We start from the raw sequence: 26,375 nt of genomic DNA, 5'->3' as shown, positions 1-26,375 counted from the left end.
GAAGACTCAGGATAGGTCATTCTACCCGATTTTGAGAAAAGGTATTTAATTTTTAAAACTAATATTTTGACTTAAGTATTTGTTGTTTAGGTGATTGTGTGTTTATTGAAATGGTGTGCTTAAAGTTGTATATAAAAATGTATCCGATTGCATTAGTTATTTGATTCTTGCGGAGTTTTACCGAATATATCTATATTGTTGTATTAGAATAGTACAAATTAAAATCACTTGCAATTTGGTTTTTGTAGGAATAAATAGTAGTATTCTTTTAATAATTCTCAATTTTCATACTTTTTTACTGAAAAATCAAGCTATTGTTAAAATTTAAAAATTTATGCAATCGGTTGTATTTTTATGGTTTTTATTTAATTTTGCAATCGTTGGTTTTGTACCATGTTGAAATTTAGACTTTTATCAATAGCGTTCACAAAATCTATCAAAAATTGTTTTCTAAACTTAGATTTATGACTTTGAAAAGATGCTGGTTGCGAGCTATCTCTTGCTCCATACTATTGAGTTTGCCGCCTTCTATTCTATCATTTGCTCGAACCACTGAGCGATATGATAACAATAAAGATTGGCGTTTTCAAAGATTCGAAACGTCCGATGATGGCATTTGCTATGATGCTCGTCCGGAGGTGACCGACCGCAAGTCGACGGAATCTGTAATGCTAAAAGTCATTGAATTTTAAATCAATTATTATGTCAAATATTGTTAAATGGCTTTTGGGCATAAGTTTGTGTGTTTTTACCAAGCAAAGTTTTGCGCAAAATATGTTTGTGCCAAAATCAGGTTTTCCGCTTACAAAGTCGGTTATCTATGTAGATGACTCAGAGACAGAATTAGTAAAAACCTCGGCTTCTTTGTTACAAAAAGATATTGAGGCTGTTACAGGAAAAAAACTTGAAATCGTTTCGGAATTTAAAGCCAGCAAGACTAACGCTATCGTTATTGGTACTTTTGAAAATTCTACTTTTCTAAAAACAATTATTGCCCAAAAGTTACTTAAGCCTAATTCTACTGCCCAACAATGGGAGGGAAGTTTGGTTCAGACTATACAAGACCCACAAAAGGGAATAGCGAACGCGCTAATATTGGCAGGAAACGACCGCCGTGGCGTGGCGTATGCCGTTTTTGAATTATCGAAACAAATGGGTATTTCTCCTTGGAATTGGTGGGCGGATGTGCCTGTTGTGAGGAAAAAGGAACTGTATTTTAAAGCACAATTTATTCAGACAGATGCCCCAAAGGTAAAATACAGAGGCATCTTCTTGAATGACGAAGCACCTGCACTTTCGGGATGGGCGAAAGAAAAGTTTGGGGGATTTAATCATCATTTTTATGAAAAAGTATTTGAACTTCTACTACGTTTGAAAGCCAATTATATCTGGACTGCTATGTGGGGAAATGCTTTTTATGCTGATGACTCTCTAAATATCAAAACGGCTGATAAGTATGGGATTGTAATTGGAACTTCACACCACGAGCCATTGATGCGTGCGCACGACGAATGGCGTAGATTTGGTTCGGGACCGTGGAATTATGAAGCGAATGCAGAGAAATTAAGAACATTTTGGAAGGATGGGATGAAACGTGCATGGAACGAGAAAATTGTAAGCATAGGTATGCGTGGGGATGGCGACGAACCGATGTCGAGAGAAACGGCTACGGCTTTGTTGGAAAAAATCGTGGCAGACCAGCGCAGTATCATTGCCGATGCTACTGGTAAACCAGCGGAGGAAACCCCGCAGCTTTGGGCGATTTATAAAGAAGTTCAGGAGTATTATGACAAAGGTATGCGAGTTCCTGACGATGTGACATTGCTATTTTGTGATGATAACTGGGGGAATTTGCGAAAACTACCAAAACTGACTGATGCACCTCGAAAGGGCGGCTATGGCATCTATTATCACTTTGATTATGTGGGCGGACCTCGTAATTACAAATGGCTGAATACCAATTCTATCCCGCGAATTTGGGAACAAATGCACTTGGCTTGGGAACATCAAGCCAAAAATATCTGGATTGTGAATGTAGGTGACCTCAAACCAATGGAATATCCTATTTCTTTCTTTTTAGACTACGCGTGGAATCCTGAAAAAATACAGGAAAATGATTTGTCTAAATATGCCAAAAACTGGGCTACTCAACAGTTTGGTCAGGAAAATGCCCAAGAAATTGCAGAACTTTTGAGGTTATATACCAAGTACAATGCTCGTCGCAAGCCAGAATTATTGGATGATAAAACTTATTCTTTGGAAACTGGCGAATGGGCAGAAGTCAAAAAAGAATACCAACATTTATTGGCTCGTGCGGAAGTGGTGAAAAGTAAACTCCCTCAGTCGTATCAAGATGCCTATTTTCAATTGGTTTTGCACCCGATTAAAGCTTGTGCAAACCTTTATGAAATGTATTTTCAGGTGGCATTAAATAAAAAAGCTTTTTCAGAAAAATCCATTAAGGCAAATCAATATGCTGACAAGGTAAAAGAATTATTTGCCAAAGATTCATTGATTACCAACGAATATCATCAATTGAATCAGAGTAAATGGAATCATTTGATGAGTCAAACCCATATTGGCTATACGTATTGGCAGCAGCCTGAAAAACAAAAAATGCCAGAAGTTAAATACCTCAATCCTACTGAGGCTTTGCCAGAAAAACCTTTAGAGAATAATGTGAAGGCAAATATAGGAATTGCAATAGAGGCAGATCGTTTTACAAAATTGATTAATTCGAAAGAGATTACATGGAAAATTTTGCCTGATCATGGGCGTACAGGTTCGGCCATTACAACCTTTCCAGTAACAGCCAAATCGCAAAATGTGAGTGCAACTTCTCCACATGTAGAATATGAGATAGAAACTACAGAAGCAGGAGAGGCAACTATAAAGGCTTATTTCTCACCAACATTAAATTTCCATGCAACGCCAGAAGGGCTGCAATATGCGATTTCGATAGACGATGAAACACCACAATTTGTAAGCCTAAATAAAGAGGATAAAACCAGTGATAAAGGAATTTGGAATCAGTGGGCTGCCGAAAATATCAATATCAAAACGACCAAGCACACGATTACAAAAGCAGGAAAACATACCATCAAGTATTGGATGATTAGCTCAGGTGTAGTTTTACAAAAAATCACCCTAGATTTTGGAAACACACCAAAGACTTATTTAGGAAATTGATTGTCAATACTTTTCTAGTTCAAGACTTAGTCTTGGGCTAGGTTTTAAAACAATTTAAAAACTGAAGCAAACTCCAGTCCGAGACAAAGTCTCGAACTAGATATAACATAATTTCAATCTATTGAAAATTAGATGATTAAAATGAACCAACTCAACAAGAAATAAATTTCACTCTGTGCCTCTGTGCCTCTGTGCCTCTGTGCCTCTGTGCCTCTGTGCCTCAATTTAATTCCCTGAAAAACAAACATATTTAACTATGAACCAACAACCATCGGAAAAACTATCTGTTCTTGAAAAAATTGGATACAGTCTTGGAGACTTAGCCGCCAATTTGATTTTTCAAACCTTAATGGCATTTTTGGCCTTTTTTTATACAGATATTTATAAAATACCTGCTTCCAAAGCAAGTTTGGTGATGCTAACGGGAGGTATCGTTGGCGCAATCTTCAATTTGGCGATGGGCGCTATTGCTGACCGTACTGTTACTCGTTGGGGAAAATTTCGCCCATGGGTGTTGTGGACTGCTATTCCTTTTGGGGTAATGGCATTGTTAGCATTCTCGACTCCCGATCTAGGCGATTCAGGGAAGTTTTTGTATGCGTTAATTACCTATATTTTTTTGGTGGTAATTTATTCTGCTAATAATTTACCCTATTCTGCATTGAGTGGGGTAATGACTGGAGATATGAAGGAGCGAAATAGCCTTTCTTCGTATCGTTTTGTGGCGGTAATGTTAGCACAATTTATCATTCAAGTAATTTTGCTTCCCGCTGCTATTGCGGTTGGACATGGTGACAAAGCGGTAGGCTTTGAAAAAGTAATGTTGATTTTCGCTATTACAGGAGTGCTTTGTTTTTTAGTAACATTTTTTACCACAAGAGAAAGAATCGTACCTGCTGTAACCCAAAAAACACCAATTGCCGAAGACTTAAAAGATTTACTTAACAACCGTCCTTGGATTATTATGTTGATACTTACGGTATTGGTATTCATAACTTTGGCATTGAAAGGTGGAATGAATATCTATTTCTTTAGATATTATTTAACGGAAAGTAGTCAGGTTGCATTTTTAGAAAATGTAGGCTTTCCTTCGTGGATTAAACAATTGAGTGAAATTTTTGGCGCAGAAGCTTTCTCTGAATTTAGTCAATCAAATAGCGCGCCTTATGCTACTTCAAGCATTATCAATGCCTCAAGTACGATTGCGATGATTGTGGGTATTTTCTTCTCAAAACCATTAGCTGATAAATTTGGTAAACGTAATATTTTTGCCTCATTTTTATGCCTTTCGGCACTCTGTTTATTGTCAATTTACGTAATCTCAAACGAATCAGTAACTGCGGTTTTTGTGATTCAAACTTTACATGGCTTATTGTATGGCGTAACTATTCCCTTGTTGTGGGCAATGATTGCGGATGTAGCCGATTATAGTGAATGGAAAAACAACCGTCGTGCTACAGCCATTATTTTTTCGGCCATGATTTTTGGGTTGAAGGTCGGCTTAAGTGTCGGAGGAGCTATCTCGACTTGGATGCTAAGTATATTCGGGTATGATGCTGATGCTTTACAACAAACAGAAAGTGCTATCAATGGAATAAAATTGCTTGTAAGTGTGATTCCTGGGGGATTATTTATTGTGGGAGCAACCTTGCTATTGGGATATATGATTGATAAAAACATGGAATTAACCATTGAAGCAGATTTAAAAGAGAGAAGAAAATAGATAAAAGTGCCTAACTACTGGGCAATACTGAATTTACTATTACTAGTTCAAGACTTAGTCTTGGACTTACTGTTTCAACAGTTTAAAACTGTTTTTTAAAATTGATTGACGAGATGATAACATGTGAAAGCTTCTTTTTTGTTTTGTCCAGTAATCAGTAAGTAAGCTTTAATTACTTGACAAAACTAGAAAATGTGATTCGGTTGTTTAGACTTTTTGACTGAATTTTATAAAAAACAGTTTCAAACTGCTAAGAAAATGAGTCCAAGACTAAGTCTTGAACTAGTAAATCAAAGCAAACACTATTCTATTAAAAAACTATTGCCATGCCAGAAAAACCAATAGATCATATCGATTTTGATACGATAGATTCAAAAGCAATCTCACAACCATTAGTAAAACATATTTATACTGCTGACCCATCAGCGCATGTGTTCAACGGCAAAATTTATATTTATCCTTCACATGACATTGAGGCAGGTATTCCTTTTGACGATTTAGGAAGTCATTTTGCCATGGAAGATTACCATGTCATTTCGCTAGAAAATCCCGATGCGGAAGCCGTAGACAATGGTGTGGCTTTGCACGTAAACGATGTTGCTTGGGCAAAAAAACAAATGTGGGCACCCGATGCAGCGGAGAAAGACGGAAAGTATTATTTGTATTTCCCTGCCAAAAATCAGGATGAAATTTTCCAGATTGGTGTTGCCGTAAGCGACTCGCCTGTTGGCCCGTTTGTGGCACAACCCGAACCTATCAAAAATAGTTACTCGATAGACCCTGCTGTTTTTGTAGATGAAGATGGTTCGGCATATATGTATTTTGGGGGCATTTGGGGTGGACAATTACAGTCTTACCGCAACAATACATTTAACGCAGAAAACCTTGAACCTACGGCAAATGAAATTGCCTTAGGACCAAGAGTGGCCAAATTGACCGACGATATGCTGGAGTTTGCAGAAGAAGTTCAAGAGATTTTTATTTTGGACGAAAACGGTGAAAAGCTGTTAGCAGGTGACAACGATCGCAGATTTTTTGAAGCCAGTTGGGTACACAAATATCAAGGAAAATACTATTTCTCTTACTCGACAGGAGACACACATTTCTTGTGTTATGGCATTGGTGATAACCCCTATGGACCGTTTACCTACGCAGGACGAATCATGAACCCTGTAATTGGTTGGACAACACACCATTCTATTTGCGAATACGAAGGTAAATGGTATTTATTCTATCATGATTCTACCTTGTCAAAAGGAGTAACGCACTTGCGAAGTATCAAAATGACGGAGATTCTTTATGATGAAAATGGATTGATTCAATTGATAGAACCGTATCATATTTAACTTACCAGAGACGTCTATTCGGCGTCTCTATCGTTTTATTTACTATGAAAAAGTATTTTTTACTGATCACATTTTGTGTTTTTGCTTTTACTCTTCATGCACAATTGCGTTTGCCCAAATTGGTGAGTGATGGCATGATTCTGCAAAGACAAACTGCTCTCAAAATTTGGGGTTGGGACAATGAAGGTTCAAAAATTCAGGTAAAGTTTCAAAATAAAACCTATAAAACAATTGCTTCAAAATCTGGTCGTTGGCAATTGACTTTACCAGCTTTTGAAGCGGGTGGGCCATATCAGATGGAGGTGAGCGATCCAAAAAATAAAATTACCATCAACGATATTTTGATTGGCGATGTATGGTTTTGTAGCGGTCAAAGTAACATGGTACACCAGCTCAATATCCATGATGTTACGTATGCTCGAGAAATTGCGGAGGCTAATTTCCCTCAAATCAGACAATTTTGGGTACCTACCTTAACCAATCTCGTTTCAGCTCAAGAAGATATTCCTGCGGGACAGTGGAAAAAGGCCGTGGGTGAGGAGGTAAGACCATTTTCAGCAGTAGCCTATTTTTTTGCGAAACAGCTTCATCAAAAATACCAGATTCCAATCGGTATTATCAACGCTAGCGTCGGCGGAACTCCGATTGAAGCTTGGATTAGCGAAGAAGGTTTGCCCGAAATATCCAATATGAAAGAACTTGTAAACAAAAACAAGGATACTGCCCGCATCAATGAAGTCAATCGCAAAAGTCAGGAATACAGTCGCTCTTTGCCACAACCAAGTGACGAAGGAATGACTGGTAAATGGTATGAAACGAATTATATTCCCAAGAATTGGAAAAATATCAATGTGCCAGGGTATTGGGAAGACCAAGGTATTCGCAACTTAGATGGTATTGTTTGGTATAGAAAAGAAATTGAGATTCCTACCTCGATGATTGGTAAAAATGCCAAAGTCTTTTTAGGAAGAATTGTCGATGCTGATGAGTTATATATCAATGGAAAAAAAGTGGGTTCAACAGGATATATGTATCCCCAACGCAGATATGCCGTTGCTCCTGAGATATTAAAAGCAGGCAAAAATATCTTTGTCGTTCGAGTGACCAACAACGGCGGGAAAGGTGGTTTTGTACCAGATAAACCATACTGTATTTTTTCAGAAAAAGATACCGTTGATTTGAAAGGAACATGGCAATATAAAGTTGGAGCAGTATTTCAAAGACAATTTAACCCCAATGCTGTCTTTCCCATAAGTGCTCAAAATCAGCCAACTGCACTCTATAATGCTATGGTGGCACACGCTATTCCATACGCTATCAAAGGAATTTGTTGGTATCAGGGCGAGAGCAACGCTGGAAAACCTACAGAATATGCACAATTATTACCCGCTTTGATTAAGGATTGGCGACAAAAATGGAATAATACAACATTGCCATTCTTGTATATACAATTGCCTGGATATATGGATTATGACTATCTTCCTTCTGAAAGCAGTTGGGCTGTTCTGCGAGAGTCACAAGCCAAAGCATTGTCAGTACCGAATACTGCGATGACAGTTGCCATCGACCTCGGCGAATGGAATGATATTCACCCAGACAACAAGAAAGATGTGGGAGAACGACTTGCCTTGACGGCCTTAAAATTGGCATATCATGAAAATGTTGTTCATTCAGGTCCAAGTTTGCTTTCTTCCGAAATCAAGGATAATCAAATAATCTTGACTTTCGAGAATATAGGAAATGGACTCAAAACCAAAGACGGAGAACCTATTGGAGATTTAGCGATTGCAGGAACAGATAAGAAATTTGTATGGGCAAAATCAAAAATTGAAGGAAATAAAGTAATTGTTTGGGCTGATGGTATTTCGAATCCGAAATTTGTCAGATATGCGTGGGCCGATAACCCCGTAAATCCAAATTTAATCAACGCTGAAGGACTACCAGCCTCGCCGTTTAGGACGGATAATTAGGGCGATTCAAATTGAGTGATTCGTGATTGAGTACATGAGTGATTAGGTTCAAATTTGTAAGTTATCTGTAGAGACGCAATATTTGCGTCTCTGGTGCTTTACCTCCTCATCGAACTCTGCCTAGTCATTAATTCTGTCTCCAAAATCACTTCGTCTATTTTAGGAACGCCGTTATTTTTGCGAATATCGTCGAAATAAACTCGGGCGGCTCTGATGCCTAATTCCTTGCTTTTTTGGTCAACGGAAGATAGAGAGGGATTCATAATAGCGGTGAAGGTTTCATTGGCAAAACCAAAAATACCCAAATCTTGTGGTACTCGAATACCTAATGATTCTGCCTTCTGAAGTACGGCAACTGATTGGTGGTCCGATACCGTAAAAATGGCATCTGGTCTATTTTTATCCTGTAAAAGTTGGTCTATCACTTCGGTAACAACATTCAAATCAAAGACGTCGTCAAATAATAAGGGTGTTTTACTTGAAAAGGCAGAATCTTCCCAAGCCTGTAAAAAACCATCTCTACGTTGTTTGAAGGTCGTTAAATGAGTGGGGCCACCCAAAAAAGCGATTCGTTCATAACCTTGTCCAAAAAGACTTTGCATGACATCGAAAGCCGCTTTTTTGTTGTCGTTCAGTACTTTACAACTATTTAATTGGTCGAGATAACGGTCGATTTGAATTAGAGGAATATTATGCTGAGCTATGTTTTCCAAATGCTCAGTCGTTGTGGTTTCGGCAGCGACTGAAAGAATAATACAGTCTACATTTTGTCTCACTAGGGTATCAACCGCCAGACATTCTCTTTGGTATGACTCATGAGTTTGACATATAATGAGGCTGTGATTATGTTCAAAACATATTTCTTCGATTCCTGCAATGATTTCCGAAAAGAAACTCTGATTGATATGAGGCACAATAACCCCAAGCGTTTTGGAAGAACCTTGACGCAAATTGGCCGCATGCGAATTAAGCTTAAAATTCAATTCTTTGGCTTTTTTCTTTACCGCAGCTACGACATCGGGATTAATGGAAGGATGTTCGTTTAGTGCTCTCGACACATAAGATGCCGAAATACCCATGGCTCTTGCCAAATCATAAATGGTTATTCTTCTTTGACTCATTCTTTTTTGAAAATAACAGGGTTTAGGACTGTTACATTACTTTATAATGAAGTAAAGTTACGTTTTATTAATATCTACCTAACTCTTTTTTAGAATCAAACAATAAGATAATTAAATATATGAATAATAATATTTCAAAATGTTTGGTTTATCTTAAATCGATGGCTAAATTTGTCCTATTATTATGCATAAAGCAGGTCATAATTGACTTGCCTTTTATTTTACCTCTAAAAGTGTCAATTTGACACATTGTAAAGACGAATTATGTTGAAAAAAATAATTACCTCTTTATTCCTATTTGTAAGTTTTGGGAATGGAGTACAAGCCCAAAAAGCTCAAAATCCCGTCATCTTCGCAGATGTGCCCGACATGTCTATGATTCGAGTAGGCGATACCTACTATATGAGTAGCACCACCATGCACATGGTACCAAACGTACCAATGATGAAATCAAAAGATTTGGTGAATTGGCAATTGGTGAGTTATCCTATCGATACCTTGGGGTCAATTGATGAACTAAATCTTCGGAATGGCAAAAGTACCTATGGAAGAGGTTCATGGGCGAGTAGTTTGCGATTTCATAAGGGTACCTATTATCTTACAACCTTTGCTCAAACGACCAATAAAACCTACGTTTTTACTACAAAGAACATAGAAAAAGGTCCTTGGAAAGTCCACACTTTTGCTCCTTCTTATCATGATCATACCTTATTTTTTGATGATGATAAAGTTTATTTAATTTACGGAGGAGGAAAACTAAATATCATCGAACTTAAAAGTGATGCTTCTGGAGTAAAGGAAGGCGCTGTACCCCATGTTTTGATAGAAAATGCTAGTGCACCTGCAGGTCCAATTGGTTTACCATCTGAGGGATCGCAATTGTTTAAAGTAAATGGGAAATACTATTTATTTAATATTGCTTGGCCAAAAGGTGGTATGAGAACCGTAGTAGTGCACAGGGCAGATAAGTTAACTGGCCCATGGGAAGGTAAAGTGGCGTTTCAAGACAAAGGCGTTGCGCAAGGAGGCTTGATTGACACACCCGATGGAAAATGGTTTTCTTATTTGTTTAGGGATTATGGTGCAGTTGGTCGAATCCCTTATTTGGTGCCTGTAACATGGGAAAATGGCTGGCCAGTATTAGGTGAAAATGGCAAAGTTCCTGCTACTCTCGATTTGCCTATAAGTACTGGATTGATTCCACACTTGGTAAATTCAGATGAATTTACTCGTAAGAAAGGTGAGGCATCTTTTCCTTTAGTCTGGCAATGGAACCACAATCCTGACCATAAACTATGGAGTTTGACTGAGCGAAAAGGTTTTCTTCGTCTCAAAACTGCTCGCATAGATACTTCGTATTTGTTGGCAAGAAATACATTAACTCAAAGAACCTTTGGCCCAACTTGTTCGGGTAGCGTTTTACTCGACGTTTCAAAGATGAAAGAAGGTGATTTTGCAGGATTAAGTCTTTTACAAAAACTATTTGGACAAGTAGGAGTGCAGGTAAAAAATGGGAAGAAAGTTATAACCATGGTGAGTGCTAATACTGGAAAACCCGCGCTGATAGAAGAGGTTCCATTAGAGCAAAATCAAGTTTACCTGAAAGCGAGTTGCGATTTTACTGAATTGAAAGATACCGCAGCATTCTTTTACAGTCTCGATGGAAAGAATTGGACTAAGATAGGCGAGCCTCTTAAAATGAAGTACACTTTACCACATTTTATGGGCTATCGATTTGGCTTATTCAATTATGCTACGAAAGAGATAGGAGGTTACGCTGATTTTGACTATTTCAGAATCAGTAAAGACCTTTAAAAATATAAGTGAAATAAGAGTTTTGAGGCCTACAATTGAGGAATAGAGATTTTGAATTGGGAAATCTGATTTTAGTATAAAATATTGATAGTTATTTATTTATACTCAAAATTCACAACTCATAATTCAACACTCTTAAATAAGACAGTGTATTAATTATTTTGGATAGATAATGATAATCAAGCTATGCTCCAAGAATTTCTTGGAGCATACTTATTTTTGAAAGGATTATAAGTTCATTTTCAAGTGAATAAAGTAGGTAGCAACCCAAATTTCCCAATGATTTGGGAATAAAGTTCTCAAGGTATTCATCGATTTTTGAAGGTGATTTGAAACGGATTGTTTATTAATATTCATCAAATCAGCTATTTCATCGTGGCTTAGACCTTGATAAAATTTCAAAAAAAGTACTTCTCTTTGGCGCTTGGGCAGTAATTCTAAGGCTTTTCTTACACGTTGCTCATTTTGCGAATATATTTCCGTCGAAATCCACTGGTCTTCAATATTGGTTTCGTCAGCAATATTAGCCTCCTCTGAGTCAACATCGGTGCTGAATTCCTGCCATTTATTTTTACGCATTTGGTAGAGTAGATTGTTGCGTAAAGCTCTTATCAAATAAATGCTTATCACATTGATGGTGCCAATGGTATTTCTTTTTTCCCATAATTGTAGGAATAAATCTTGAATACCATCTTTAATGGCTTCTTTATCACTTGTGAAGTTCACGGCATAGTTGAACAATAGACGATAATGTGCTTCGCATAATTTGCTGAATGCCGCACGGTCACCTAGCTGAGATTGTTCCCATAAAGAGACATACAACTCATTATTTTTTGATAGAGAGGCTGACTTTACCATAAGTTTGCTTAATTGATTAAGCAAATGTAACAAAAAAAATAAATAATGATATATTTTTATGAAAAAACTTTTTCCATTTTTTCAAATAGAGGTAAAAGACGGTTTTATTTTTACTAATGATCTCACGAGGTTAATCGTTTAATAACAAGTTTAGATCCTTCGGACATACTGGATTGATTTACTTGAAAGCAATTTATTTTTATTTAAAAAAAAGTTTTCAAAAAAAGAGTATGACAAGAGTATTATTACATCTTTTGTTTGAAGAATAGAAAAAGTGCAATAAATCCTATGCAAGATTATAGACAATATAAGCCAACAGATTTTATTTCGGATGATTCTTTCCGAGCATGGGTTTTAGAAAACTCTGAGGAAGAAACCGCCTTTTGGGAACAATGGATGCTACTGAATCCTGATAAGAGAGCCGATATTTTGGAAAGCAAAGGCATTTTATTGTCGATTTACAAAGCTTTTGATCATGTAAGTGATGCAGAAGTATCGCTTGAGCTAGAAAAGTTAAATGCTCAATTGGATGAATCAGAAGCTCAGTACAAGGTAGTTCGCTGGCCTTGGAACAAAATTTTCTATGCTGCCGCTTCGGTGCTGTTGATCGTTGGCGTTTTTTGGTTGAATAAAGGTCGTGAATCCTCTCTGCAAATCGAAAAAAGTATTGCTTTGGCACAAGGTTCGTCCTTAAAATGGATTACCAAAGAGAATACGACCGATCATCAGATGACCGTAAACTTGGAGGATGGAAGTACAATTGTTTTACAAAAAAATAGTAAAATCCTGTACCCCGAAAAGTTTGAAAAAGAACAAAGAAAGGTAATACTTATCGGGGAGGCATTTTTTGAGGTAGCAAAAAATCCATCGAGACCATTTTTTGTATTTGCTGACAAATTGGTGACTAAAGTGTTGGGTACTAGTTTTTTAATCCAAGCAAATGAAAATGACAAAACTGTAAAAGTGGTTGTAAAAACAGGTAAGGTATCAGTTTTTGAAAATACAGAAAGTAATTTGGATGAACATACCAACCACAAGAAATTAGAAGGATTGGTACTCACGCCGAATCAACAAGTGGTATTCGACGAAACCGATAAGAGAATGATTAGAAGTTTGGTTGATTCACCAAATTTGTTAAAAGTTCCTATTCAAAATCAGGTGTTTGAATTTACTAATGTACCAATATCGGAGGTATTCAAAGTTCTTGAAAAAGCGTACGGTGTGAATATCGTATACGATGCTGATGTGATGAAAAATTGTTATTTGACGGCCTCGCTGGATGATGAACCTCTTTTTGAAAAACTCAACCTCATTTGTAAAACCCTTGATGCAAAGTATGAACAAGTGGATGCGCAAATTGTAATATATTCTAACGGTTGTTATTAAACGTTAGGAAGCGGACAATTTTATTTTGAGATAAAGTAAACCTTATTATTATGTAAAAACTCGGCTAGTAGCCACAAAAAAGAAGCGAAGGTGTTCCCGCACCCTCGCTTCGGAACTCCCTATCTTCTTTGGCAATGACGATACACACTAAAAAAGTGTGCTGGGGGAGCGTTTGCCGATTCGAAACGACAAATCAAACAAAAGTATGAAAAACAAAGTACTATTTCAAAAAACAATCCTAAAAGTCATGCGGATAAGTTTCTATCAGGTGCTTATTGCGATTATCTGTACAACGATGGCTGAGGCACGTGAAGGTGTGGCTCAAAACATCCTTAATCAGAAACTCAGTGTTCAAAGCAATAATCAGTCAGTTGAGAGTATTTTACATAAATTGGAAAAGTTGTCGGATGTACGTTTTTTGTATAACCCTCAAATTTTCTCGGCTAATTCTACTGCTACAATTTCGGCTAAAAACGAGTCTTTAGATATTGTTTTAGATCGTTTGCTTAAACCTTTAAGGGTTGATTATGAGATGGTTGGGAATAAAATAATCTTGAAAAAGAATATGATGTTAGCAACTATTTCTACTTTAGAGTCTCGTATCAATACCCTAACTTTATTGGGTGACCAGACGGTAAAAGGTAAAGTGACTGATGAAAATGGTCAGGCTGTTCCTGGTGCCAGCATTATCATAAAAGGGACTACTAAAGGAACTACGACAGATGAAAAGGGGGAGTTTAGCATTGTAGTGGCTGAAACAGGTACACTCATTATCTCATCTGTTGGCTTTAACAAAAGAGAGGTAAATGTATCCAAACGTGTAGTAGTAAACGTTACTCTTGAGTCGGATGTCAAATCACTTAATGAGGTTGTGGTTGTAGGTTATGGTACAGCAAAAAAGGCAACTTTGACGGGTTCAGTAGCAACGGTTTCTGCTCAAACTTTTAAAGATAGAGGTCCAGTTTCTAGCCCTTTGGCGGCATTGCAAGGTCAGGTGGCAGGCGTGACTGTAACGCGTAACTCAGCACAATCGGGTCGTGAGGGCTGGAATTTCCAAATCCGAGGTGCTGCCTCTGTTAACTCTACCGAACCATTGGTAATCGTAGACGGCGTGCCAGTTCCTTCGGTAGGGGCACTAAATTCTTTTAACCCTAATGATATCGAAAACATATCTTTCCTAAAAGATGGTTCTGCTGCGATTTACGGTTCACGTGCCGCTGGCGGTGTGGTATTGATTACCACCAAGCGTGGAAAGTCTGGTAAGGTTGTGATTGACTACAATGGTTCGACTTCTATTAAAAAAGTAGGTTTGCTTCCAAAATTAGTGGATATCAAAGGTTGGGCGCCATTTGTAAAAGAAGCACGTGCGACTGATGGGTTCCCTGCGACAGATATATGGTATAACTATGGTGCTGTAGCTGAAAAAGCATTGGCTGCAGGTAAGCAGTGGATGACAAAAGCAGAGTATGATGCTATGAGTGTCAATGGTGCCTCCTTGTTTGGAGATGTAAAAGATTTTACTTTTTTCCCAGGTACAGAACAAGATATGCTTTGGGGCTCGGCAACTTCTACCGAACATCAGCTGAGTATATCAGGTTCTACTGAAAAATCGGGTTACAGAATTTCCCTAGGCTATTTGAAAGATGGAAGTTTGTTGCAAGTAGGAAATAATTTCTCAGACAGATACAATGCACGTCTTACGCATGATTACCAATTTTCTAAGAAGTTGAAATTAGAAACGAATATTTCTTATGAAATTCAAAATATTGTTCAACCAACCTATTTAGGCGATGTTTTGAATAATGGTAATCAGCCGGGCAAACCATTGAGCGGTTTGGGCTTGACGGGCAAGCCTTACGTTTGGGGTTCGGGTTTGGGTAATGCTTCTGTCAATCAAATTGCGATTCAAGGGGGCGATAACAAGGAATATAACAACCGTTTGAACTCCAATGTGAACTTGACCTACGCTTTTAATTCAAATCTGAAAGCTGTTGGATATGCAGGATTTTATCAACTAGATACTGATATTCGTACGTTGGGTAATTCGATTGGATGGTATGATTATTCGGGAAATGTTTTGATTTCGAATTTACCTACAAGAAGTTTCTATCAACGTTCATCGCGTTTGGAGAATAACTATAATTTAAACGGATACTTGGAGTATGAGAAAGAGGTTGCTCAAAATCAGACGATTAAGGCTGTATTGGGAGCACAATACGAATTGTATCAGCGTAATATTTATTTAGCAAAAACATTTGATGTATTAGCAAATGTACCTCCTTCACTTTCTTTGAGTGTTGGTGACCCTACTTCCAAAACGGTAACTGAAAGTCAAACTCACACCGCATTAGCAGGTTATTTTGCTCGTTTTAATTACAACTTCAATGATAAATATTTTGTAGAAGCCAATGCACGCTACGATGGTTCATCAAAATTTAGAGCACAAGATCGTTGGAAATTGTTTTATGGTGTTTCAGGAGGCTGGCGCCTTGGTCAGGAAGACTTTATCAAAGATTTGAATATTTTTGATGAATTAAAATTAAGAGCTTCGTATGGGGTGATGGGTAATCAGAGTGGCATTAGCAATTATGACTATATCCAATTCTTGAATCTTGCGTATTCTACTAGTTCAACCGATGCCAGTTATCCAATTTTGGGTACTAGTCCAGTGGTTCGCGTGTCGCCAACAGGTACTTTGGTAGCGTACGACCGCACATGGGAAAAACTAGAAACCGAAAATATTGGTCTAGATTTTGGACTTTTGAAAAGACGTTTGTCTGGGTCATTTGATTATTTCTGGAAACGTAATGGTAATATGTTGTTGAGTCGTACCTATTCGGCAGTAATGGGGGCAAGTGCACCAACGGGAAACAATGGTGATTTAAGCGTTTGGGGATGGGATTTCTCAATGAATTGGAGAGATAAAGTAGGAGAACTTTCTTATAATTTAGGTTTTAATATTTCAGATAGCCAAAATAAATTAGTCAATTTTGGTGGACAAAATCTCATCAGTAGTGCCAACCGTGGATTTAACTCAGCAGTAGAAGGATATCCAATCAACTCATATTTTGGATTGGTATACGATGGTCGAATCCAAACTCAGGAACAATTAGACAATTATCGCAAGTATATCACTGGCAATAATATTGGCATGCCTTCGGGAGTAGCTACTGCACAGTCTAACAGCCGTTTGGCACTTGGCGACAATATGTTTAAAGATGTAAATGGCGACGGAAAAATTACTTTCCCAGAAGATGCTGTTTATCTTGGCACTGATAATCCTCGTTATTCTTATTCATTAAATGGTGGTTTGCAATTCAAGGGATTTGACTTTAGCTTTATTTTACAAGGAGTTGGCAAACGCACTATCATTCGCGATGGTAACTGGCGCATCCCTGCGGCGGTAATTTTCCAAGCTCAAAACGCAGCCTTCTTAGATCAGTGGTGGACACCAGAAAGAACCAACGCCAATTTACCACGTATTTCTTCAACGGGTACCATCAACAACTACAACTACTTCCCATCTGACTGGGTAGCAGAGGACGGTTCTTACTTACGTTTGAAAAACCTGGTGGTAGGTTACACTATTCCGAAGTCTATCACACAAAAAGCTAAAATCGAACGATTGAGAGTATATTTTTCAGGAAATGATTTGTATGAATTCTCTAAGATTAAAGACGGTTGGGATCCAGAAGCACCAAGAACGGTATCTAACGCAGGCGATTCTAACAACCTGAATGTTAGTACAACGAGTCAGCGCTTTCCATTCTATCGTTATTTCACATTTGGGGTAAACTTAACTTTCTAGTAAGAGAATTTAGGAAAATATAAATGAATTAAGATTATGAAAATCAATAAGATATATATTAAAGCGGCTTTAGTTGGACTTTTGTTTACCACTGTGAGTTGTAATGACTTGGTTGACCTAAAGCCTATCAATGAAATTTCGGATGCCGATTATTGGAAAAATTCCGATCAATTCAAATTAGCTGCCAACGAATTTTATACTTACTTGCGTAGCTTCTCGGATATCCTAAACGATTCACCACACTCTGACCGTAGAGCAGACTTTGTATTTGTTTCGGGTGGAAATGCTTTCAGTAATGGTACCAACACTATTCCACTGTCAGATGGTAACTGGAATAGTGCCTATTCAAGAATTCGTGCAACTAATTACTTAATCGAAAAAGCAAGCACTTATACACAACCTAATGATATTAAGCAGTTTGTGGCTGAGGCAAAGTTCTTTAGAGCTTATACGTACTTTGACTTATTGCAACAGTACGGCGAGGTACCATTGATTACTAAAACATTAACCACCACTTCGAGCGAACTAAGCTCTCCTCAAAATTCTAGAGAAGAAATTGTTAATTTTATTATTCAAGATATCGAATCCGCTATTACAGATTTGCCATTAGAATCTGCTATTGCTGCCTCCGATAAAGGTAGAGTAAGTAAAGGTGCAGCACAGGCTTTTTTGGGTAGAGTAACCTTGTATGAAGGTACTTGGCAAAAATTTAGAGGAAATACAGCCCGCGCGAATACTTTGCTTGACAAATCTATCTCGAGCAATGATGAGGTCATGAAAAGCGCTTTGTATGAGTTGTTTGCGCCAACTGCTTTGGGTGATTCAGCACAGAAATATATGTTTATTTTGGAAAACCAGCAGTCAAATCCAGCCAATATTACGAAGGCAGCCAATAAAGAATATATTTTGGCGAACAGATATGATTTTGCTAGTCGCCAAATTAGGTTAAATATTACCCATTCTACACTCAACAATATTTATTGGGTAACACGCAAGTTTGCTACGCAATATCTTTGTCAGGATGGTTTGCCCATTGATAAATCGCCTTTATTCAAAGGCTTTGCAACCACAACATCTGAGTTTCAAAACCGAGATAATCGTATGCGTTACAACATGATGATTGATGGAAATTATTATTGGGATAACGAAAACCCTGGTGCCCGTGTAACATGGAAAGGAGATGCGGCTGATATAGCGGCTTCGAGAGGAAAACACAAATCAAATTCAAACTCTGGCTATGCCAATCAGAAATGGGCGACCGAACGCCGTTTGGACGATAACCAAGAAGGATATGATTTTCCTGTTATTCGTTATGCAGAGGTACTTTTAAACTATGCGGAGGCGGTTTATGAAAGAAATGGTTCTATCTCCGATGTCGACTTAAATCGTTCATTGAATCTGGTAAGAAATCGTGTAAACAAGACGATGCCAAGGTTAAGCAATGCATTCGTTTCGGCAAATGGCTTGGATTTGCGCACAGAAATTCGTCGTGAAAGAAATATAGAATTGTATTTTGAAGGTTTCAGAAGAGATGATTTGATTCGTTGGAAAACGGCTGAAACAGAGTTGCCCATGGATATCCAAGGGATTCAATGGACGGGTACGGCTTATGAAACGTATTGGACAGGGATTAAAAATAATATTTCAGGTGGTCTTTACAGAATTGAGTCTGGTAGAAAATGGCAGGATAGAAATTACCTCTTGCCAATTCCTTCCCAACAAATTCAGCTAAATACAAATTTGAAGCAAAACGCTGGCTGGTAATCCTGAATAATCTGATGACGTATAGGGTACAAAGTAAGACCCTATACGTTATTCCTAAAATACCTAATCACCCTGTAATTTTGCCCTCTTGAAATGCCCTACACTTCTACTTAAAACCTCGCAATTTGACTTTCTAACATTTACTAAACGTTGACATGAAAACTAATTTAACGTGGCAACTACGATTATTTTTTCTAATAATTGTAGGATTGATGCCGTATGTCCATACTCAGGCTCAAACCTTTATTCACCCCGGTATATCTCACAAAAAATCAGATTTAGACAGAATGAAAGCCATGGTTGCTGCTGGAGTAGAGCCTTGGAAATCCTCCTTTAAATCTCTTTCTCAAAGTCCCTATGCCAGTTATAGCTATGCTGTTCGAGGCAATGGTAGTACAACTTTGGCAACGGTTTCGACCATATCTGGTTTCAATTATGATGACATCAAATACGATGGACTTGCAGCTTATTGTAATGCCCTCATGTGGTATGTAACAGGTGATGAACGTCATGCCAAAAAGGCTGTGGAGATTTTTAATGCTTGGTCCTATTTGCAAAGAATCAAAACGGGTGGTACCAGAAGCTTGGATGCTGGTCGTGTAATATGGAAATTGTTGGAGGGTGCCGAAATAATTAAGCATACCTACAGCGGTTGGAACAGCACAGATCTTGAAAGATTTAAGTCAATGTTGGTTTTCCCGGGTTATTCTTCTACCATAGAACCAACGTCCCAGATTAACAGCGAAGAAGTTACTTTCTATTGGTTTATGTACAATGGAGATGCTGGTCGACACGGAAACCAAGGAATATTTGGAATGAGAGGTGTTGCTGCTATGGGTATTTTTCTGGATAATCGTGTAATGTATGAACGCTCTATTAGATACCTTAAAGGTTTACCCCACCGAGCAGATGACCTTCCTTATCCTGCTGGGCCTCCAATCAATGGAACTACTCCGACTAGTGCTTCAAATGAATATCAGGAGGTATATGCCTTAAATGGTTTCGATAATTCTGTTCCTGACTATGGTTATAATGAATTAATTCAAAACTATGTTTGGGAAAATGGTCAATGTCAAGAAAGTTCCCGAGATCAAACGCACTCTTTAAACGGAGTCGGGAATATTTTGACTATTTGTGAAATGGCTTGGAATCAGGGAGACGACATCTATGGTTTTCTTGATAATAGATTGCTTAAAGGCATGGAGTATAGCTATCGTTACAATGTGTCTCTCAACTATCCTTATCCCGACCAGACAAGTCCTTGGGAACCAACCGTAGAATCAGGTGAGTTTATTAGCCGCCGAGATAGAACTGGTAGATGGCAGTCTTTAAGAATGAATCCACTCAATGAAGGAAAAACCGCCACCACTCGAGCTACTGGCTTTAAATTTGACCGTGCGCCTATTACCGAAATGGTATTGGGGCATTATCGGGATAGAATAGGTGTTAGTGCTGATAAATATAAATGGACTCAACGTGCCTATGACATTTCTACACAAGAGTTAGGGGTAGAAAGTCAAGGATTTGAAGTCGATTATCCTGGTTGGGGCGGACTGACTTTTCATAGAACCTCTCTTTCTCCTGGTGATGCCTGTTATTTTGTCAATGGAAAACCTGTCTTTGCCATTCCAAGTTTTCCTGCCACTATCGAAGCAGAGAACTTTGATTATATCCCGACCGATGGCCAGAATAAGACCTATTATGATTTAAGTAGCACTAACATTGGCGGTCAATATCGTCCAAACGAGGCTGTTGATATCGAAAGTCGTGGAAATGGTGCTTATCATCTTACGTCCTTAGAAGCTGACGAATGGCTAAACTATACCGTGAATGTGCCAACTGCTGGACGTTTTAAACTCAATATCAATGCTTTGATACTTGCTGCTGGTGGTAAAATCAAAATCGAGTTTGACGGCGGCGATAAGACTGGTGAATTTGAAATTCCTGTAAATGGAAATTCTACTTGGCAAACGATTACCATTGCACCTCAGGTAAGTCTACATGCAGGAGTTCAAAGCATGCGAATCAAAATTTCAGGAACTTCAAACGCCTTCAAATTGGATAATATCGTGGTGGAATACCTAGGTGCTTTACCTACTCAAACCATCAGTTTTCCATCTATTACGACGAAGTCATTTGGTGCTGCAAACTTCAATCCAGAAGCTATTGCAAGCTCTGGATTACCTGTAACTTACACAAGTTCAAATACCTCAGTTGCCACGATCGTGAACGGACTTGTTCAAATTGTAGGGGTTGGTTCTTGTTTAATCACAGCCTCTCAAGTCGGAAATGATGATTACGCTGCTGCACCGACCGTAAGTCGTACCTTATTAGTGACGGGTATCGCTGCTGGGGATTACCTTTCGTCTGGCAATATGAATTGGAATGGTGGCACTTGGAATATCGCTGATGGAAACGGAGGAATTGCAAGCTCAACCACTATTGCTCCTTCGGCCAATACTAATGTTCATATTCTGGCTGGACATACCGTAACTTTATCTTCAGTGGCAGGTTCTTGCAAGAGTTTGACGGTAAACGCGCAAGCAACGCTAACAGAAACAATTGCCCTAACTGTAGCCAACACGTTGATTATGGACGGAACCATGACGCATACAGGCGCCATAACCGCCAATGGGGATGTATTTGTAGGTGGAAATTGGACAGCCTCAAGTAATTTAACAGTGGCAAAGAATTTTTCTATTCAAAGTTCAGGCGTGTACAAATCTTCAACTGCGCCTGGTGGTTCGGTATTTAGCTTGACTGTTAATGGAACAGATGCTGTAGTACGAGTGGACGGAACGTTGGGAGGTACTTCTACGGGTAATAGTATGGTAGGAGAGGGTATTAGACTCTACCTCGGCGGAAGCGGTTCTCCAACGGTAACAGGAACTGGTATCGTGAATATTGCTCGTTTTCAACCAACAGGTAACAATATCCAGAATATCATTTTTGATATAGATATGAATTTTGGCAACAACAGTGTGCAGTCGAGTGGAATAAATACCTTTTCTCTTTTGGCAGGTACTTCCAATAAAACATTGACCATTAATGCAGGAAAAACGGTAAAGATTTCTAATCCAAATGGCTCTTTTCATTCTCCTACTAATGCTACAGAAGATAATACAGTGGCAGCACTGAAATTAGGTGGAACCTCAAACTTCGGGAATATGACCTATAATATTTTGGGAACATTGGATGTGAGCCAAGCACACTTTGTGGTCTATTCAAATACAAGTACTTCTAATCCTTGGGCGGTTCAGACCATTACTATTAATATCGGAAATCAAGGTACGCTAAAATTGGGGTCTGATGTTAGAATGGCAAAAAATGTGGCTACACAAAATATCTTTGTAAATGTCGCAGATGGGGGCGTAATCGACGCTTCGACAACTCCTTTAAATTTGACAACGGCGCCTATTAGTACCAACGGTCATACGACCAACGGTTCGGGTCAGTTATGGTTTACGATGGCGCCCAATGCCCTCTACAAACAGGCTTTGAGTGCTGGTGTTGCGACACCACTTTGGGTTGGTGTGTCTAATACCAATTATAACCCTATAACGATTACTCCTATTACTTCAACAATTGTTGAGACTAGTCTTCAAACAGGTTTTTCACCGAGTGGATTAACGACTCAGACTACCGAAAAAGCCGTTAATCGCACATGGAGTTTGAAAACGAACAATGCTGTGAGTAGCTCTTTAAAGTTTGGATTCAACACTTCTGATTTGAATGTAGGGGCAAGCGCCACTCAAGGAATGAAGCTTATTCGTTATAACTCTTCAACAAATACTTGGGAAAAAGTAGCCAATAGCACGCCACAATTAGGTCAAAATAACAGCCTTACTGTTTCTTATGATAATGTTTCACCACTGTCGAGTTTTGTTCTGAGCAACAGATATTATATGCCAGTGAATATTACGAATCTTAGTTCGTTTTACTGTAAAAATTCTCCTGCTGTAACACTAACAGGAACCCCTTCTGGTGGGACTTTTACAGTAGATGGTAATCCCGTAAGTGTATTCGATCCTGCAAGTTTATCTTCTGGAATGCATACAGTCATTTATGCTTTAGCAGATGGTGAAAATTCAGATACCTTGCAAGTGGAGGTAGGAGTTTCATTGACAGCTCCAAGTATTTCGGGTGCAGGAGTCTATTTTATGCCAAATCCTGTAACTCTAACAGCTTCTGGTTGTTCTGGTACCGTTCGCTGGTCAAATAATACCTCAGGAAATACGCTAACACTTTCTGGTGTAGGAAACTACACAATCACGGCTACTTGCCTAGTTAATGGATGTGTTTCTCCTATCAGCGAAGTAGCAAATGTGGAAATCAAAAAGCTGGAGCAGTCAATTACTTTTGAGGAAATTACCAATAAGTTTATCGATGAAGCAGACTTTACTCCTGCGGTTTCTTCAAGTGCTGGTCTAGGTATTTCGCTGAGTAGCTCAGATACTAGTATTGCTAAAATTTCGAATGGACAAATTAGCCTTGTTGGCGTGGGTACCGTCCAAATCACAGCATCCCAAAAAGGAAATGAAAATTACAATCCTGCGGCAAGTATCTCTAGGAGTTTTTCGGTATTGAGTTCAGTTAAAATAAAATATCAAAATGGGGATAATAGTACGACAAACAACCAAATAAAACCATTTTTGACATTGTTTAACGAAAGTAATCATGCTATTCCCTACAACGAATTGACCGTGAAATACTGGCTTACTCCAGAAAACTATTCAGGTATCAATACATGGATTGATTATGCTGTCTTGGGTAATTCGAATGTGAAGATGAGTTACACTAATTTGGCGACACCACGAAACAATGCCCTCGGATATGTAGAATATAGCTTTTTAGCAGTGGCAGGTAATTTGGTAGCAAATGCGAACTCAGGTGTTATCCAATCCAGATTTGCCAATACAGATTGGTCAGATTTGAATGAACAAAATGATTATTCGTGGACAAATACCAATACCTCGGTCTTAGTGAATAATATTACGGTTTACCGAAATGGTAAATTGATTTGGGGACAAGAGCCTTCTTCAATCCCAATAAATCAAACAGTGAAAGTTTATGCGAATTCAAAATCACAGCCTAACTCAAATACCATAAGTACCTATTTAACCTTGAATAATGAGGGAAATACTCCGCTGAACTTCAAGGATATCAAAGTTCGCTATTGGTTTACTAAGGATGGAACGGCTTATTTGAACGCATTCTTTGACTTTGTACAATTGGGAAATGCCCAAGTAACTGGAACATTCGGAAGTGTTGCAAACAAGCAAGGGGCAGATTCGTATTTTGATCTTGGGTTTAATCCTAGTGCTGGAGTACTTTATCCGCTATCCAACTCGGGGAATATTAACTTTAGAATTGCAAAAGCAGACTGGAGTAATTTTAACCAAAATGATGACTATTCCTATCTGAATGTTAACGGAAATGCATTAACGCTCAATGCCAATATTTCAGTGTATTATCAGGGGAACTTGCTGTTTGGTTCAGAGCCAAATAATATGTCCAGTAATGTCATAAAAGAAAACGTCTTTCTTAATTCAGAGTTGTTGCAGTACTTGGTATACCCAAATCCTTCTTCCCAGAGCAACGTTAAAGTAATGTTGAAAAACGATGCAAAGATAGAAAATGCTGTACCAATTCGAGTATATAACAGCACAGGGATGCTTATTACAGAGAAGATAGTAGAGGCTGTTGAAGCGAGAACAATAGATCTCAATTTACCAGACTCCTTGATAACAGGTGTGTATTATGTCCAAGTTGGAAATTTGCCATCTGTGAAGCTAATCCTTCAAAAATAGATCAGGTTTTTACGAATTAGAGAGTCTTTTTAAGGCTCTCTAATTTTTTTGCCTCTCTTGCTAATCCTCCCATACGCATGCTTACGTGCTTATGTTTTACCCCAAAAACTTTTTTACATATTTTTTATTAAAAAAGGGTATCAAATGTAAAAATTGGCATCTTTCTATTGTAAGCTCCACAGAAATTGTACTTAGGGTATAAGTTACATTATTAATTCAATAACAATTTGAAGCTAGAATAGCGGTACAGAATGAATGCAGATGTGTGTTTTTTTCAAAAACTAGGTTTTTATATGAGAATAATCGTTTAACTTGTATGCTACTTCCCGAAAAATTTAAAACGATTGTGTTTGTAGATGAAAAAAATGTCTATCAAAGAGGTGGCAAGTGCACTTCAAATTTCTACGGCTACGGTGTCTTATATTCTTAATGGCAAGGCCAAAGAAAAACGTATTAGTCCTGAATTAACTAAAAAAGTAACAGCTTTTATTGAAGAAAATAACTTCAGACCGAATCATTTGGCTAAAAGCCTTCGTACAGGTAAAACGAATGTGATTGGCTTGATTGTAGAGGATATTGCCGATCCGTTTTTTGCGAGTGTTGCAGGACATATCGAAAATGTGGCTTACGAAAATGGTTACAAAATTATTTATAGCAGTACCAAAAACGATCCTAAAAAAGCCAAAGAACTGATAGACACATTTAGAGATCGTAATGTCGATGGATATATTATTACTCCTACAGAGGGTATTGATAGTGAAATTAAATATCTGATTGATAGCAAGTTACCTGTAGTTTTGTTTGATAGAAATTGTAATGATTTGGATGTGAGTTATGTAGGTATGAACAATTTTGAAAGCTCGTATCAAGCAGCCAAATACCTGATTTCTCAAGATTATAAAAATATCGCGTTCGTCACGCTCGACTCTGTTCAGCCGCAAATGATTGATCGTTTACTCGGTTACGAAAGAGCGATTTATGAAAACCGTTTGGTTTCCTATGTTAAAAAAGTAGAGTATCGTGCAGCTAAAGAGCATTTGATCATGGCCGAAATTGAGCATATGCTCAACACAGAACCTCATATTGATGCGATATTTTTTGCCACTAACTATCTAGCAATCACAGGAATAGAACTGCTTAACAGACTGGGTGTAAAAATAGGAGAGGAGCTTGGGATGATGGTTTTTGATGATAATGATTTGTTTCGCATTCATCAACCTTCTATTTCTGCCATCGCTCAACCGATTCAGGAAATGTCCCAACAATTGATTAACGATTTGTTGGAACACATGCAAGATACCAACGAATATACCAACAGAACAACCGTTTTACCTGCACATCTTATCATTAGAGATTCGTCAAGTAAAACGCGCAAAAATGCTTAGTGGAATACTGGAATTGTAGATAGGAAAGTAGTAGTGTACGAAGGATTCTAAAACTGTCTATTTCGGATATCGGATATTGGATTTCGGAAGTGTAAGCTTTTATTTTTTGCAAAAAATAGAGGTATTTTACTTTATTTCCGAAATCAGAAATCCCAAATCCGCAATTATTGGAAATCCTTCGTACAACCCTAATAGGAAAG

The 26,375-nt window shown here is 38.1% G+C and carries 13 protein-coding genes; 11 read left to right on the top strand and 2 right to left on the bottom strand.

Going from position 1 to position 26,375, the window contains the following annotated elements:
- Positions 1–464 precede the first annotated feature (464 nt).
- The 5 genes from QM524_RS22245 (at position 465) to QM524_RS22225 (ending at position 8,228) form a co-directional block, all read left to right on the top strand.
- The gene (locus QM524_RS22245) at positions 465–692 is read left to right on the top strand and encodes a hypothetical protein (protein ID WP_283346295.1); all 228 of its coding nucleotides are present in this window, start codon (positions 465–467) and stop codon (positions 690–692) included.
- Positions 693–702: 10 nt separating this feature from the next.
- Positions 703–3,189: a glycosyl hydrolase 115 family protein gene (locus QM524_RS22240; RefSeq protein ID WP_283346294.1), complete on the top strand. Its 2,487-nt coding sequence runs from the start codon at positions 703–705 to the stop codon at positions 3,187–3,189.
- Between the two features lie 256 nt (positions 3,190–3,445).
- Entirely contained in the window at positions 3,446–4,912 is a 1,467-nt protein-coding gene (locus QM524_RS22235; RefSeq protein ID WP_283346293.1) for an MFS transporter, read from the top strand.
- Between the two features lie 326 nt (positions 4,913–5,238).
- Positions 5,239–6,258, top strand: coding sequence for a glycoside hydrolase family 43 protein (locus QM524_RS22230; RefSeq protein ID WP_283346292.1), 1,020 nt, complete (start codon positions 5,239–5,241; stop codon positions 6,256–6,258).
- 44 nt (positions 6,259–6,302) lie between these two features.
- On the top strand, positions 6,303–8,228 hold the full coding sequence (locus QM524_RS22225) for a sialate O-acetylesterase (RefSeq protein WP_283346291.1): 1,926 nt from the start codon (positions 6,303–6,305) through the stop codon (positions 8,226–8,228).
- Positions 8,229–8,326: 98 nt separating this feature from the next.
- Here the strand turns inward: QM524_RS22225 and QM524_RS22220 are convergent, their stop codons facing one another.
- The gene (locus QM524_RS22220) at positions 8,327–9,349 is read right to left on the bottom strand and encodes a LacI family DNA-binding transcriptional regulator (RefSeq protein WP_283346290.1); all 1,023 of its coding nucleotides are present in this window, start codon (positions 9,347–9,349) and stop codon (positions 8,327–8,329) included.
- 264 nt (positions 9,350–9,613) lie between these two features.
- Here QM524_RS22220 and QM524_RS22215 point away from each other — a divergent pair, with 264 nt between their 5' ends.
- Positions 9,614–11,164: a glycoside hydrolase family 43 protein gene (locus tag QM524_RS22215; RefSeq protein WP_283346289.1), complete on the top strand. Its 1,551-nt coding sequence runs from the start codon at positions 9,614–9,616 to the stop codon at positions 11,162–11,164.
- A gap of 228 nt (positions 11,165–11,392) precedes the next feature.
- On the opposite strand, the gene QM524_RS22210 is transcribed toward QM524_RS22215, so the two are convergent.
- A complete protein-coding gene (locus tag QM524_RS22210; RefSeq protein ID WP_283346288.1) occupies positions 11,393–12,022 on the bottom strand; it encodes an RNA polymerase sigma factor in 630 nt (209 codons plus the stop codon).
- Between the two features lie 288 nt (positions 12,023–12,310).
- Between QM524_RS22210 and QM524_RS22205 the strand changes: the two genes are divergently transcribed.
- From QM524_RS22205 to QM524_RS22185, 5 genes are all read left to right on the top strand, one after another.
- Complete coding sequence (locus QM524_RS22205; RefSeq protein ID WP_283346287.1) at positions 12,311–13,408, top strand: FecR family protein; 1,098 nt, start codon at positions 12,311–12,313, stop codon at positions 13,406–13,408.
- A 205-nt stretch (positions 13,409–13,613) separates the two neighbouring features.
- Entirely contained in the window at positions 13,614–17,216 is a 3,603-nt protein-coding gene (locus tag QM524_RS22200; RefSeq protein WP_283346286.1) for a SusC/RagA family TonB-linked outer membrane protein, read from the top strand.
- 36 nt (positions 17,217–17,252) lie between these two features.
- Complete coding sequence (locus QM524_RS22195) at positions 17,253–18,980, top strand: RagB/SusD family nutrient uptake outer membrane protein (protein WP_283346285.1); 1,728 nt, start codon at positions 17,253–17,255, stop codon at positions 18,978–18,980.
- Positions 18,981–19,135: 155 nt separating this feature from the next.
- A complete protein-coding gene (locus QM524_RS22190; protein ID WP_283346284.1) occupies positions 19,136–24,790 on the top strand; it encodes a cellulose binding domain-containing protein in 5,655 nt (1,884 codons plus the stop codon).
- A 356-nt stretch (positions 24,791–25,146) separates the two neighbouring features.
- Complete coding sequence (locus QM524_RS22185) at positions 25,147–26,175, top strand: LacI family DNA-binding transcriptional regulator (protein ID WP_283346283.1); 1,029 nt, start codon at positions 25,147–25,149, stop codon at positions 26,173–26,175.
- Positions 26,176–26,375: the final 200 nt, after the last annotated feature.

The sequence above is a fragment of the Flectobacillus roseus genome, from assembly GCF_030056595.1.
In the GTDB taxonomy this organism is placed as follows: Bacteria; Bacteroidota; Bacteroidia; order Cytophagales; family Spirosomataceae; genus Flectobacillus; species Flectobacillus roseus.
The sequence above is the reverse complement of the archived record's forward strand: the minus strand, read 5'-3'. Positions and strand labels throughout refer to the sequence as shown.